Origin of the sequence: Natronomonas aquatica (assembly GCF_024449025.1) — an archaeon.
Classification (GTDB): domain Archaea; phylum Halobacteriota; class Halobacteria; order Halobacteriales; family Haloarculaceae; genus Natronomonas; species Natronomonas aquatica.
In genome coordinates this window covers 25,604-39,072 of the sequence record NZ_JAHLKM010000010.1, presented here as the reverse complement: position 1 = coordinate 39,072, position 13,469 = coordinate 25,604, and the positions used below count along the sequence as shown (strand labels likewise).

General features: G+C 53.0%; 17 protein-coding genes and 1 tRNA gene. 9 read left to right on the top strand and 9 right to left on the bottom strand.

Annotated features, from left to right (window positions below; genetic code table 11):
- The first annotated feature begins 111 nt into the window (after window positions 1-111).
- Window positions 112-324, top strand: coding sequence for a hypothetical protein (locus KM295_RS09210; RefSeq protein ID WP_256029654.1), 213 nt, complete (start codon window positions 112-114; stop codon window positions 322-324).
- Between the two features lie 166 nt (window positions 325-490).
- Here the strand turns inward: KM295_RS09210 and KM295_RS09205 are convergent, their stop codons facing one another.
- From KM295_RS09205 to KM295_RS09195, 3 genes are all read right to left on the bottom strand, one after another.
- Complete coding sequence (locus KM295_RS09205; protein ID WP_256029653.1) at window positions 491-724, bottom strand: DUF8139 family protein; 234 nt, start codon at window positions 722-724, stop codon at window positions 491-493.
- A 19-nt stretch (window positions 725-743) separates the two neighbouring features.
- On the bottom strand, window positions 744-992 hold the full coding sequence (locus KM295_RS09200) for a hypothetical protein (protein WP_256029652.1): 249 nt from the start codon (window positions 990-992) through the stop codon (window positions 744-746).
- 200 nt (window positions 993-1,192) lie between these two features.
- Window positions 1,193-1,348, bottom strand: coding sequence for a hypothetical protein (locus KM295_RS09195; protein ID WP_256029651.1), 156 nt, complete (start codon window positions 1,346-1,348; stop codon window positions 1,193-1,195).
- Between the two features lie 385 nt (window positions 1,349-1,733).
- Here KM295_RS09195 and KM295_RS09190 point away from each other — a divergent pair, with 385 nt between their 5' ends.
- Window positions 1,734-2,195, top strand: a complete 462-nt coding sequence (locus KM295_RS09190) for a hypothetical protein (RefSeq protein ID WP_256029650.1) — start codon at window positions 1,734-1,736, stop codon at window positions 2,193-2,195.
- Between the two features lie 19 nt (window positions 2,196-2,214).
- Here KM295_RS09190 and KM295_RS09185 read toward each other — a convergent pair whose 3' ends face one another.
- Window positions 2,215-3,150, bottom strand: coding sequence for a metallophosphoesterase family protein (locus tag KM295_RS09185; RefSeq protein WP_256029649.1), 936 nt, complete (start codon window positions 3,148-3,150; stop codon window positions 2,215-2,217).
- Between the two features lie 201 nt (window positions 3,151-3,351).
- Here KM295_RS09185 and KM295_RS09180 point away from each other — a divergent pair, with 201 nt between their 5' ends.
- The 3 genes from KM295_RS09180 (at window position 3,352) to KM295_RS09170 (ending at window position 6,914) form a co-directional block, all read left to right on the top strand.
- Window positions 3,352-4,422 carry an endonuclease NucS domain-containing protein gene (locus tag KM295_RS09180; RefSeq protein ID WP_256029648.1) on the top strand — a complete coding sequence of 357 codons (1,071 nt, stop codon included), beginning with the start codon at window positions 3,352-3,354 and terminating at the stop codon, window positions 4,420-4,422.
- 389 nt (window positions 4,423-4,811) lie between these two features.
- Window positions 4,812-5,111, top strand: a complete 300-nt coding sequence (locus tag KM295_RS09175) for a hypothetical protein (protein ID WP_256029647.1) — start codon at window positions 4,812-4,814, stop codon at window positions 5,109-5,111.
- The gene (locus KM295_RS09170) at window positions 5,112-6,914 is read left to right on the top strand and encodes a hypothetical protein (protein WP_256029646.1); all 1,803 of its coding nucleotides are present in this window, start codon (window positions 5,112-5,114) and stop codon (window positions 6,912-6,914) included.
- Window positions 6,915-7,181: 267 nt separating this feature from the next.
- On the opposite strand, the gene KM295_RS09165 is transcribed toward KM295_RS09170, so the two are convergent.
- Window positions 7,182-7,433, bottom strand: a complete 252-nt coding sequence (locus tag KM295_RS09165; protein WP_256029645.1) for a winged helix-turn-helix domain-containing protein — start codon at window positions 7,431-7,433, stop codon at window positions 7,182-7,184.
- A gap of 455 nt (window positions 7,434-7,888) precedes the next feature.
- Here KM295_RS09165 and KM295_RS09160 point away from each other — a divergent pair, with 455 nt between their 5' ends.
- Window positions 7,889-8,338: a hypothetical protein gene (locus KM295_RS09160; protein ID WP_256029644.1), complete on the top strand. Its 450-nt coding sequence runs from the start codon at window positions 7,889-7,891 to the stop codon at window positions 8,336-8,338.
- A 630-nt stretch (window positions 8,339-8,968) separates the two neighbouring features.
- Here KM295_RS09160 and KM295_RS09155 read toward each other — a convergent pair.
- On the bottom strand, window positions 8,969-9,478 hold the full coding sequence (locus tag KM295_RS09155) for an LAGLIDADG family homing endonuclease (protein ID WP_256029643.1): 510 nt from the start codon (window positions 9,476-9,478) through the stop codon (window positions 8,969-8,971).
- A 322-nt stretch (window positions 9,479-9,800) separates the two neighbouring features.
- Here KM295_RS09155 and KM295_RS09150 point away from each other — a divergent pair, with 322 nt between their 5' ends.
- Window positions 9,801-10,445 carry a 3'-5' exonuclease gene (locus tag KM295_RS09150; protein WP_256029642.1) on the top strand — a complete coding sequence of 215 codons (645 nt, stop codon included), beginning with the start codon at window positions 9,801-9,803 and terminating at the stop codon, window positions 10,443-10,445.
- A 7-nt stretch (window positions 10,446-10,452) separates the two neighbouring features.
- Here the strand turns inward: KM295_RS09150 and KM295_RS09145 are convergent, their stop codons facing one another.
- Window positions 10,453-11,619, bottom strand: a complete 1,167-nt coding sequence (locus KM295_RS09145; RefSeq protein ID WP_256029641.1) for a tyrosine-type recombinase/integrase — start codon at window positions 11,617-11,619, stop codon at window positions 10,453-10,455.
- 47 nt (window positions 11,620-11,666) lie between these two features.
- Window positions 11,667-11,751 (bottom strand) — tRNA-Leu (locus KM295_RS09140).
- 163 nt (window positions 11,752-11,914) lie between these two features.
- On the opposite strand from KM295_RS09140, the gene KM295_RS09135 reads away from it, so the two are divergent.
- Together KM295_RS09135 and KM295_RS09130 are read left to right on the top strand one after the other, a co-directional pair.
- The gene (locus KM295_RS09135; RefSeq protein ID WP_256029640.1) at window positions 11,915-12,412 is read left to right on the top strand and encodes a LabA-like NYN domain-containing protein; all 498 of its coding nucleotides are present in this window, start codon (window positions 11,915-11,917) and stop codon (window positions 12,410-12,412) included.
- A gap of 88 nt (window positions 12,413-12,500) precedes the next feature.
- Window positions 12,501-12,947: a hypothetical protein gene (locus KM295_RS09130; RefSeq protein ID WP_256029639.1), complete on the top strand. Its 447-nt coding sequence runs from the start codon at window positions 12,501-12,503 to the stop codon at window positions 12,945-12,947.
- Window positions 12,948-13,069: 122 nt separating this feature from the next.
- Here KM295_RS09130 and KM295_RS09125 read toward each other — a convergent pair whose 3' ends face one another.
- The gene (locus KM295_RS09125; RefSeq protein ID WP_256029638.1) at window positions 13,070-13,306 is read right to left on the bottom strand and encodes a DUF7860 family protein; all 237 of its coding nucleotides are present in this window, start codon (window positions 13,304-13,306) and stop codon (window positions 13,070-13,072) included.
- Window positions 13,307-13,469 lie beyond the last annotated feature (163 nt).

Genomic DNA, 13,469 nt, shown 5'->3' with positions numbered 1-13,469 from the left:
GTGAGAGTCAGGAGCAGAAATCGACCGATTGATCCGTCGCCTCCTTAGTCAGATTGACGCGCGGAGTCGCTCATGTGAGAATATAACTGATCAGAGTTGCTATTATTACACATGAAACAGATCGGACAGTTGCTCCTCCCGACCGGTCTTGGTGTGCTCATCGTTCTGCTTGGTTCTATAACGGGAATAATGGACGCTGGATTCGAGGCGGCACGAGAAGGTCCAGTTGCTCTTGTGGGATTTCTGGAGGGATTCATCGTCTTGTTCGTTCTGGTGATGCTAATGTTGGGCATTTTCGCAAGCATTCGTGCCGCGGCACAGTAGCCTGTCATCGCGTGCAAGCAGGTGTTGGTGGTGGCATGGATTCCTCTCTCGGAGCAATGGTTCCGGGTCGAAAGGGGAGGGATTTGAGTCTCTCATATCGCCTCAGACGAGATCGATAGAACGTCTACTCGGAGTATCCGGAATACGCAGAGAACAGTGTATACTTCTACTCCTCTTTTGGATTTGGCCGTAGATCTCGCCAGCGGAAGTGATCGGTGTTGCCGCCCTTGAACTCAACGCCGAACAGATACGAATCACGTTCGTCCCCCGTCGCTTGGCCAGCGTCGTCCTCAATCACTTCGACGACTTTTCCGGTTTGTCCGTGATAGCGGTCGAAGTCAGCATCATCTCGATTGGGGATGTCGACGCGGACATTATCACCGACCTCGAAGCGTCTCATAAGCAGAGATTCTCAGACCTCACTTCTGTTCGTTACGGTTGGTCCACTGTTCGCCCATCTCGCGGGCACGATCGTGTACCTCGTCTTGATGCTCTACGTCGGTCAGTTTCACTCGACCCGCCATCTGATCGAAGCCACACCCGTCGTTGCACTCGTAGTAGACTTTCCACCTGTTTACCTCTTTTTTGTTCCAAAGAGCAGAGGCTCGTCGCAGTCCGGACAGGTGGCTGAGGTATGCTGCTCCATCAACATCGTCTACACTTCTCAATGCGATCCATAGTACACGCTTTGCGGGGTAAGGATCTGTGTATTTCGGCTATTGAGCATTGTACAGATAGGTTTCCGTGTGAGTGCGGTGTCCCCTCTCGCCATTTGTGGTATGTTAGATACTCCCAGTCTACCTCTTGGGAATGACAATGGGTTACTTGAGCACATGGAACCGAGCATCGAAAATAGGTTATCACAAAACTATAATGAACCATTAATTAGGCTATTTTTATTTTCTCCACTACCACCGAATGGATTTTTGTCTTTTTTCGATCTGTGTGTTTCAGTTACAATCTCATCAGTATTGTTTTCAATTTTATATTTATCGGAATTAACTTCATCATCATGTTGTCTCATCCTACTTAACCGAAATAAGTAATTATCTGGCCGTAGCGTTGAGTCAAGACATATACAGTACTTTTTGTCAAGACGTCGAACTTCCACCGAATCACCAACGCTACAATCTATACATCCGATGTTTAAGTGTTTTTTATCTGAAATTTTAACGTGGGCGTTCCCTGTTTGGCTGATACAGGTTATTTCAACTACGCTTGTTTTCCCGATAGAAGGTCGCACAACTAATTCACACAAACATTACACTTCAATCTGTCTGCTGTACCGACCCGACTGCGAGATATGTCTGTCTTTCACTATCAGGTGATCATCAGTAATATCCTGATAGTATCCCGTTCAGAATGTTCGCCTGGGTAGATTCTTGTAGTCGACCGGATACGCTACGAGTGTGTTCAATATCTCGGAGTCAGATATCATCGAGCAGGACGAGACTTGGGGCGGATTCGAAAATGAGGGTCAGCCACAGGTCAGAATCGTCCGAAATCAGGCCGATCCGACGATGATCGTAGACGGAGTCGATGGCATCAGTGTCACCTGTGAGTCAACTAATCGATTCTACGTGGAGTACTGGGGGTATCTGGCTGGGGGTCTGTGGGTCACTCGTGACGGCGTTGGTGAACTGAAACAGAACCTCCTCGACGATCAAGATGATATTCCTGGATGGTCACTCTCAACCGATCTCGATGAACTCCCAGATTGGTTTCCTGCGCCTGAAAACCCTCCATCGCCAGTCACGTGCACTGAATGTGGCTCGGAAGTTTCTGGAACTAAGATCGTGACTCCCTACTCGGGGGAATTACAGGATCGATACTGTCCAGAATGCTGGGTCTCGGTTCGAGATGATTTTTAGCCGCTGTTCAAGCAAGACACTACATCGGCTGTCGGTCGAGATCGAGCCCTGAGCTCGTAGCAGTCAATAGCCATGTCGAGGGGTTGCTATCCTTCTCATAGGAACTGATCGGAACCGTGGGCCCAGTGACGAGCACGGGGATGTCGTGACCCTGGACGCTGTTGTGTGCGGCGACGTGGATGTGCCCCGTGACGATGAGGTCGACATCGAAGGCGGTGCTACCGAGAAACGTGGAGATGTCCGCCTTGTTCCCGTCGGTCTGGTACAAGAGGGTACCCGTTTCGTCGACGACCGGATGCGGAGACTCGTGGATGACCAGCACATTGACACCGGAAGATCCAGCCAGTGAGAGGTTCGGCACAGTTGTCGGGAACGACTTGCCACAGTGGTCGACGCCCAGTAGCGTCACCAGCGACTCAGTTACGGTCGATGTCTTCGCCCCGAGATGAGTACCTGGAGTCGACGCTAACAGCGTCCGGCCGTTTTCGTCATCGTGGTTCCCGAACACGTAGTAGAACGGGATTCCCGCACCAACGGTTTGCGAGATTGCCTGTCGGGCTGCGTTTCGATCCCCCTGTGTATTCTCATGGTCGAATACGTCACCTGCGTGGATGACGGCGTCGACGCCAAGGTCGCGTGCGCGTTCAAAACAGCGGGCGAATACATCACGAGCGTTAACTTCTCTTGCCCACGCCGGCTTCGCGGAACGAGGTCGGTGACGATACCCAACATGAGTGTCACCGAGTACGAGGACACAAGTCTCGTCGCTCGTGCTGACTCGCTTTGCCGCGAACGCCTTCGTGCTCTGAACTTCGACGTTGGTACCTCTTCCTGTCGAATACCGCTTTCCACGTGCACCGCTAAGCTCGTAGGTAGCCCCCTCTTCCCACGACTGATCGATCTCGTGAGTCTCCCAGATGATGACTGTCAGTTCCGCCCCGTCTTCGTCTCGCACGGTGAGCTCAGCGTCGCGCCGTGGTTTGGGATTCACCCGCACTTTGTCTACCGTCACTGTAATCGACCCAGACAGCCGTCTATCGTGCGGCACCCCGTCCCGTGTAACCATTTACATCACCTATCCGTCGAAGAGTATAGATGGCTTCTGAACCCGGTGATGGAGCGAAGTTGTTTAGCCCAGTGTGAAACACACTGATGTATGCTATTTAGTGTCGAGGAGGAAGGCACGCTTGAGGGACTCAAGGAGCAGGATCTCGCTGACCTCGGCTTGCTTGAGCGACAGGATCTACAAGAATGGACGATCGAGCAGCCGCGAATACTCGGTGAGGATCTGCTCGTAATCACTTCCGAATATGCGAATTTCGAGGATACTCGCGACCGGCTGGACATACTCGCTCTCGATCAGACGGGAAAACTCGTCGTCGTCGAGCTCAAACGGGATCGTGCAGACCGGACGACTGACCTCCAGGCGATCAAGTACGCGAGTTACTGTGCGACGCTGACTGCGGAGGATGTTCAGAAAGACTACCGCGAATTTTGGTCCTCCCGAGACGAGACAGAACTGACGCCGGAGAGTGTTGGACAGACATTTGTCGACTTCATCGGGGAGTCCGACAGTCTGACAACGTCGAGTGATGGCTGGGCCGAGTTCGAGCTCGACCAGAAACCGCGGATCGTCCTCGCCGCAGGAAGCTTCGGTACGGAGATCACCGCCCCAGTGATGTGGCTCATCGAGGAATACGGCATGGACATCACATGCCGTCGTATCGAGGCGTACGAACATCAGGGCCGAGTGCTGCTCAATAGTCAGCAAGTAATTCCGGTCGCTGAGGCGGAGGAGTACATGACCAAGCGTCGAGAAAAGCAGGAGAAACAACAGCAGCGATCGCGCCGTCCAGCTGCGATCAACGTCCTACTGGAACGAGGCGTCCTCCGACCCGGAGAGCGGGTCAAATACGATCCTGAGCGTGTTCCTGCGGACGCAAACCGAACGTGGGACGAAGACGACGATTTCTGGTGGGCGACTGTGACAGGGGACACGGGCCAGAGCGACAATGTCCAGTGGGAGCACGATGGAGAAGTTTACTCGTTCACCGGCCTAACGAAAGAGGTACTCCACGAGCTCGTCGGGCGCGATCGGGACGAAGCCCTCAACGGCTACAAGTACTGGTGCCATCCGAAGTTCGACGACCGAACGCTTAGCCATCTTCGCAGTAGTGAGGCGACTGGCACAGAGCGGAGCGGTGAGTTGGAGGGCGATCAGGCATAACGCAGCCAGGTGAGCAACTGGTCGAGGCGTACCTCCGCGTCACCGAGCAGTACGACCCTATTAGGGACATTGAACTTTATATTTGGGCGAACACCAATACTGTTTAAATGTCTGTAAATCGCAAGAAATTAATTCCAAAATTGTTTGTTTGTATAATACTGAGTCAGCTGGCAACCCAATATACGTATAGGGTTAAAGTACGTGATTTGGGTTGGTATTTCGCTCTACCATCCGATTTCGGCACTCTCAGGGGATATTGCTCTAAACGAGAGTTTCATGGCCTCTCGTACTGATGTCTTTGGTGGCATATTATATCAGTATTCTTATGAGTGTATTTATCATTTTGTGGGAATACTTATACACTTGTAGCGTATATTTTTATACAGACAATGCCCAACAGACCATACAAGATTCGGACTGATCACTACCAGTATATCAAAGACAACTCCCTGTCGCTATCGAGTGTCGTTCAGAACGCACTTAACGATGTCATGTCTGGTGATCTCGACCCTCCAGAAGAGAACCAGCGGGATACGTTCAACTATGAGTTCCAACGGACGTCGATTAGTCTGACCCCGGAGCAGAACGAGTTCGTTGGTCAGGCCGATTTCTCTTTCACAATCTTCGTCCACAAAATTCTGGAGGATCGTCTCGAGAGAGAGCGCAAACTCCAAGAGATAGACGAATAGATGAGTGAGGCTGAGCCGATCGACTACGAGTCCGATGTCTCCCCCCAACGCCAGCGTCAGCAGCAGCTCGGCGATCTCGTCGACCGCTGTGTTGAAGATGGAGTCGACGCGCTAATCGACGCCCTGATGTCGCTGGGCAAGACGCACGCAGCCGCCCACGTCGCGTCCCGGACTGGTCGAAAGGTTACAGTCTTCACTCGTCTGTGGGACACCCGCGAACAGATAATGAAAGAGGCGGTCGAGAATACGGGCCTCTCTGAGGACGAGGTTAAGATCCTCCCGTCGATGAACAAGCACTGTGAATCGATGCAAGAGCGTGCCCGTCACAAGGAACTGATCGAGACGCTCCAGAGCAATGGTGCGACCGCGAAGGATATTCACGAGAACCTTCAGTTCTCGATTGAGTGCCAGAATGAGGAGGCCCCCTGTACGTACACTCAGATGTGCGACTTCGATGCCGACGACATCAAACTGATCATCGGCCACCCCTCGCACGCATACGTAGAATCGTACAAGAAGGGCCGTGTGGTTCTGATCGATGAGGATGCGGCTGCGGCCTACGAGCAAGTTATTTCGTCGGGGGCCGCCGAGAGTGCGATCACCAACCTGGCCGCCCACGATATGATGGATGGCGTAATCGACTTCGAGAACAAGAGTGAGATCTATGACTTGGGTCCCGTCGACCAGGTTGAGCTCATTGAGGATCTCAAGAAGTTCGATCTCTACGACTCACAACTCGCTCTCTCCCGCCAGGGAGGTCGGGCCGACGCTGTGATGCTACTGCTCCACCTCTTGGACTACGACCGGCTGGATAAAAGTAGAATCCGACGGACGGAGTTTGAAGATGGGGCAACGATCGTCTCCGACTTCAACAAGAAGGGCCACTTCTCCATCCGACGGTCGGCTGACTTCAGTATGACTTCCTGTGTGATCGCCCTCGACGGTACCCCCACTCACGAGATGTGGGAAAATCGTCTCGGCACTGACCTGGAGCACATCCGGTTCATGGACGACGACGAACGTGAGCACTACATCACCGAAATACTCGGTTATAACATCTACCAGACGTCCAACTCGCGGAAGCCGTACGGGAGTGGAGAATACTGTGACCCGAAGGAAGTGTTTACGCTGATCGAGTCCATCCACCGGAAGCACGGTAGAAAGACGGCGGTTATCACCAGCAAGAAGGCTCGAAATAAAGTACAGGATAAGCACAACGTCCTCGATCAGCACTCTGACAACTACGATCTGTACTTCAACAATCTCCGGTCGAAGAACGACCTCAAAGACCACAATCTCCTCGCGGTTATCGGTAGTCCCTCGACTGGCCACTCCGAGGTCGAAAGGCTCGCGGCCCACGACGGGTTCGACGTGAAGATCACGGGGCGCGGAGATAACAAAGACTTCGGCGAGCACGGATACAGATACTTCCAGCACAACGTACACAACGAGATCGCACAGGCGATCTTCCGTGCGGGCCGCGGAGAGGAAATCATGTCCTCGGACATCTACGTTCACTCGAGCTGCATCCCCGACTGGGTTCCAGTAGAGAATGTTGCCTCTCGGATTCGAAATCGGACACCCCTGGAGCATCAAACTATCCGTGCGATGATAGAGCTCGAAGCAGCAGATACGGCAACGGTGGACGAACACGTGGATCACACTCGCAGCACGACGATGCGTCACCTGGATAACCTGGCGGCCGATGGTTATCTTGAGAAGATAGCAGAGGGGAGGTCTTCGTTCTGGATTGATGACGGCCTTGAAGACGCCCCGTACTGGGGACAAATGGATTTAAACTAATAATATACATTGGCTCCAGAAATAAACGATGTGTTGATTTTCGAGTGTGAATATATTAGAAACACACACCCGCGATCAATGTGTATATGTCAATAATATTGATACGGTGGCATGACACTTTATCACGGAAGGCTACCAAGGCGTGCCAATGAATGACAAGCACGAACCGAATCGAAAATTATCGCTCCGATCTATTGGACCAAGTGAGACGACCTTAAAAATTCATGCCACCACAAGCAGAATTAAAGACCTGAGAGAACCGCTAATCTAACGATCTTCTTCGTGCCTCGCTGGTAGATCGTCGACATCGAGTTCCCCCTCCAGGTACTGACGTCCACGCTCCGTGATCTGGTACAGCGGCTTGTCATCCTTCTCAACGAGCTTGTTTTGAGCGAGGACTCGAATCCGCTCATTCACGTACAGCCGATTGTAGTCGATGTTCGCAGCAATCACCTGAGGAGTCGCAACGATGTTCTTCTCATCGAGGAACTCAAGGATGTGATTATCGGCACTGGTCATCCACGGTACTCGAGGCCGCATTGAACGGCGATTCCGGCGATCATATCAATAGCCCTTCTAAGCAAAATCGGTAGCATATCAGACGTATGTCTGTAGCTATACGAACGTATGTTTATAGCATTACGCTGAGACGGTTCTGTCGGTGGAGCTATTGGAACCCTATGATTTCGAAGACTTTGATCAACAAGACGCCAATCGATGTGACCGCATAGTGATCGACCGGGAGAGCGATAAGAGCGGACAAAATACATCGCATCGCTTTGTCTGGACTTCTGATCGGTGTTTTAACAGATAATAATGGTAGAACACAAAGTAGTAAAATTAGATGCAACTCCAAAAAACCGCCCCGCTCGAGCGAAAGAGATTCTGGAAAAGCTTGAGTCAGATGGATGGGAGTTCAGAAATACGATTATGAACGGTGGACACAGTGTTGCGATGGTTCTGATTAGAGACAAATGACCAACTTCTCGGAGGTGAAATATAAGCAATGGAATCCGTGTCCAGACTGCGAAGAAAAGACGATTCGCCTGAAAACTTACTGGGCGGGTTGGCCTGACGGATTCAACGGACGCCTTCAGTGTGACAGCTGCGGCGCTCAATTCGAGGATAATGATACTGTGGGAAGAGCGGATGTCACCAAATCAGAAAATGGTGATGACTCAACGGATTCTGCGGTGAAAAATAATAGCCAAGACGGTGTAGAAATTAGAGAACCGGGGTTTTCAGAAGGAAACTCAGGTGTAGTACTGTTCGTGAATCTGATCGGTTACTTGAGTATTGTTACCGGATTTTTGTTGATCATCACGCTTGTTGGGATACCTCTTGGAGTCGTATTTTTTATTGGCGGAGTGATATTGGCGGCTTATGGAAACGATTCTGGGGATACCGTTGAGACTATAACTTGATTTTGGCATGTCCCCCGATCTAAAACGGTGTGCCCGCAACAGTAGGTCAAGGACAATTACCACTCGAAATAACACCCATTTGGGGCTCCGCCGGTAAGGGGGTCAAAGTATCGTCTTTGCGTACCCGCTTGGCACTACGTACCCGCGCGAAGATTCGGTTGATCGAGTTGCCGGATTACAGAGCTGTGTCCACGCCGTATTATCATGAGTCATATCATCTCATGTAACAAATGATACACTTTTTGACATAACGAGCACAAACACACGGTAGAGCCCTCCTAACTGTAGATCAGGGAGTGTGCCACCGCCGAAGACAATCACTCGTCAGTGACGGATGGTACGGCGCAAATCCGGAACACGACTTTCTTGCTCTGATACCGCTTGTGAGTGGCACTCCAGCCAGTCTCTATGAGAAATCAAGTGTACTGTGCTCTCAGTGTTGTTAATTAACTCGCAGAAACGGTTCCGACCGGGGCTGATAACCCGGCCTCTGGATGCCGTTTCTCCAGTAGGGACGGAGCGTCCGCTACCCGGATGGATACCTAACCTCCCCAGGTTAGCGAGGCTCTGAGTGAGCCTCATGTGAATATAGGTATGTAGCGGGTTTATTCCTTCTGGTTATCTGACATTCTATGCGGCATCAGTCGATTTGACGATCCTCTTGATTTCCTCACTCTCAATCGAGTTCGTTGCTCGTATGTAGTTTATCTCGTCACGCAATTCAGCCAGTTCAATCACCTCGTCAGCCGTAAGCTGTCGCCCCGGTCTGAGTAATTCCAGCGCGGCTCGCCAGCTCTGATATGCGTTGTGTTTCGCTGCGCTCTGGAACTCCGTGGAAGGGTTTTGCTCGAGGTACTGGTCGATGAGTTTGATCAGTTCGCGGCACTCTGCGCGGCTCGATATGATCCACTGGAAGCCTTTCTGACTCTTATTGACCGTCCCGAGACTGTAGATTCGGCACTGATTCTGGAGCATTTCTGCTTCTTTCTCTCCCATCGAGATCGAGAACTTGGGACCGTAGTAGATGTCATGCCGATACCGATCATCGCGGTTGAAGGTGACGAAGAACGACCCCTCCCCGGCTATGAGCCCCATTGTGTAGGCCAGATCTGTCTCGCTGTAGTTGCTTGTTGATTGCATTGATATTGTGTTTCCGCTGTTCGTAGGACGGTGCCGCCGCTCGTCGAGTGTGGATTATTTCTTATAAGATAGTAGTCACTAATCGATGTTGTAATCGCTGATAGCGGCTTCGTGAGGGGGTCTTATTTTCATAGATCATAGTCATTCACAATAAGGCTGAAGTGCCACCACGGGCGTCTGTCGGGCTTCTATAGCAGATGTAGCCTAAGAACCAGACACGACTGAAATGCGAGCAAGTGTGAGCCCGAAATTACATATCAATGCCAATACGTACCGTAAGAAAGTCGACAGTTTGATCATCTCGCTCAGTGTTCTTTCCACGATGGAAGAGTTCGTTTTTCGCCAGTCACTCGGTCCGGATGAGATTACCACTCGATACGCCAGCATCGATATTGAGAGCAATTCCCTCGATCCGACGAGCGGCCGGACAGTTGCAATCGGGATCGGCCTGAAGGACACCGTGGCTGGAGAACAGTCTATCGACGTGCTAACTCTTGGAGGTGCACTCGGTGACGAGGGGACTATGATTCGTCGAGCGTTTGAGCGCATCAACGAGTTTGATCCCAACGCACTCGTGACATACAACGGCGAGGCCTTCGATTTGGACTATCTATCAAAACGCATCGAGTCGCTTCAGTTCCGTCAGCAACCCGAGCTCAATTGCGCGAAGAACCACGTTGACCTATTTGTCCCTCGGAAGAGGTCAGCCGACGAGGCCGGTGTGAAGTGGCCCTCGCTGGAAAAAGTGCTTGACAAACACGGTCTATCAGTTCAACCGACACTGTGGCGCGGCGAGGAACTTACAAACACGCTGTTTGGTGAAGAGCTTGCTCCCGAGTACATCCAAGCAATCACAGAGGATCGTGCGGCCACTATCGACGAGCTCGAGACGGTGATCCACGAGTACGTGATGGGTGATATTGAATCGAACATCGCGCTGTACGAGAGTGATGCCGGTCGTCGATAGCTAACGATCAGCCCATTTTATCGAGTGCATCTTTCCTGTCTTCGACCGGTGCAGCATCATACTTCATTGTTGTTTTCACACTCTTATGACGAAGCTGAGACTTCGTCGCGGCGAGATCGCGCTCTTTGGTCATGAGTGTCCCAACTGAGTGACGTATCGAGTACCACGAGATGCTTCGATTCTCCACATCTATATCCCGCTTCTTACAGATCTTGCAAAGCCATCTGTTCAGACTCTGTGACCCGTACGGATTTCCCCGGTACGTCAACCACAATGCGTCGGTGTCATCGTAGCGACCATAGAGTTCTCGTTCACTCAGCCAATGGTCAAGAGCTGATGCAGTCCGCTCGGTGAGACTTACCGTCCAGTTTCCTTCGTTCTTACTGGACTCTTCGCGTGGGATACGCAGGATTCCGTTCGCCGTATCAACCCACGTTGTTTTGGCGTTGCCAACTTCTACTGGGCGGAGGCCTGCATCAAGGCTCGTCCACACGATAGAGGTAATCTTCCAGCCGGTGATGTCCCCCCAGTCTTCGTCGGTGACTTCATGTCGGGGTTTCTCCAACAACTGAGCGATGTATCCGTCCCACTGGCGTCTCTCTTCCTGACTCATATTGCTTCTACTCGGTATTGTCCCGGCGTTGAGCGCCTCTTGTCTCACCTTTCTCCGTTCATCGACTGTGAGGAAGTCTTGTGGCTGCGCCGAGCTCTGTCCACTCCCGTCGAATGAGTATTCGAACTCCCACTTGTTTTGGCCGAACTTGTGCTGGAGCCACTTTGAGTAGCGCCGGAGTGCCTCCTGCGCCTTTCCTTTCGCCGTTTGAGACTTGTCGCTATACGCGATGTGATCCATGTATGCGTTGGCGTCATGTTGTGTAGGTGGTACATTGTATTCGCCGTCGCGCTCCCAGAGCCACAAATCGAAATTTCCTTGACGGTAGGAATCGGCGTAAAGGGTGTACGGAGAGTATCCTTTGGCCTTTTCGGGATCTTTACCTATCTGTAACAGGTATGATAAAAGATTCTTTCTATATTCGTGATAATCAATTACTTGCTTGTCAGTTAGGAAGCCCTCTTGCGATTGTGGGACGATCCTAATGCGCCTATCATTTGCTAACTGACTATTACTAATTACGTCACAGTCCTTCAGCGTGGTTTCGAGGCCATTTTTCATTCTCATCAGTCAGCCCGAAAAAAGCAAGACTGCACCGCCTTGTGTAGTGCGCGGGACCGGATTCGAACCGGCGGACCCCTACGGGACAGCGTCCTAAGCGCTACGCCTTTGGCCTGGCTCGGCAACCCGCGCGCGATCGACCATACCGGAGTGACCCAAAAATAGCTGTCGCTACCGACCGATCCGGTCCGAACCGTTGCTGCCGGCTTCGGGAACGTAACGACGGATTCGATCGGCCCGAAACGGTCCAACGTCGGACGCCAAAACATATGAGGGAGGACAGGGGAGAGACAGTATGCGACCGATCCACGCCTCCCAGCGAGTCGCGGTGCTCGCCGATTCACAGAACCTCTATCACACGGCACACAGTCTCTACTCGCGAAACATCGACTACACCGAGATGCTCTCTGCGGCGGTCGACGACCGCGAACTCGTCCGGGCGATCGCGTACGTGATCCGGGCGGACTCGCCCGCCGAGGAGGACTTCTTCGAAGCCCTAGAGGAGATCGGCTTCGAGACGAAAATAAAGGAGATCAAGACGTTCGCCGACGGCTCCCAGAAAGCCAACTGGGATCTGGGGATGACGCTGGACGCGGTGACGCTGGCGTCGAAGGTCGATACCGTCGTCCTCTGTAGCGGCGACGGCGATTTCGCCAGGCTGTGTACCCACCTCCGACACGAGGGCGTCCGGACCGAAGTGATGGGGTTCGGTTCCTCGACGGCCGAGGAACTTGAGGACGCCGCCGATTCCGTCGTCGACCTGAGCGAGGACGAGGAACGCTTTCTGCTGTAGCCGGCCTCCGCCGTCGCCGATGGCTACTGTTGATCGGGTCCGGAGAAGGTGCAAAGACGTATGCGTCTTTCACCCGTAGCCGTCAGGGATGGGTGCCTTTAGCCTCTACGTTCAGTACCGCAAGGACGCGGAAACATCCGAATCGGCGGAAGAACTGCTCGAACGGTACGTCGACGAATACGAGTCGGTCGGCTACGAGACGGGGCGAATCGACGCCGATCCCGGACCGGACGTCGTCGTTCCCGATCGCGGGCTCGATATCGGCGACATCGAGGACTTCGCCTCGATCGTGGCGGACCTCAGGGACGACCCGGCGGTTCACAGCATGAGCCTGTGGGGTCCTGGATCACAGCGGTACCCGGTCCGTGTGTATCACCACGCGCTCCGGGAACTCTCCGATCCGGACCGATACCAGTTCCACGCGATCGACGACAGGGAGACGCTGGTCGTCTGTGAGGGTCCGGCGGACCTCGATCAGGCCCGCGAGGATATCGGCGCCGCCGGGCTCGTCGAGGGCGGGACGGCCAAGTTCTGATATTCGGTCCGGTGGCCGACCCGTTTTCATCGTGTTCGCACCCCGAGAGTGATGCTGTTGACGACCGCAGAGCCGGTATACGAGTCCGGCCATTATCTCCCTGCGGACAGCCGGGAGACGGGCTACTCGGTGAGCGGCAACACGATCGCGAAGACGATCGGCAACACCAGCGCCACGAGGACGCCGACGATCTCGACGTCGACGAGAAGCGTGTGCACCCACCCGGGAACGTTCCACTGTATCTCGACGAGCACGAACTCCCCGGCGGCACCGAGAAGGAGCAACGCGACGCCCGAAACGAAGGATACCTTCGCACATTTGGAGTAATCGACGGTTCCGTAACGACTCCTGTGGGACATATACCAAGCTATCTGAGTGGCGCGAGTGAATCCATCGCTCGCGGCGGGAAGCCACGACCGGAGCGTCCCTGCCCCCGGTTCACACGCCCGGACCCGTTCATAAGCGCTTTTATGTAGTGGTGCAGTATGGTGGGGTACAGCCTACGCGGGGTTGTGATGCTCC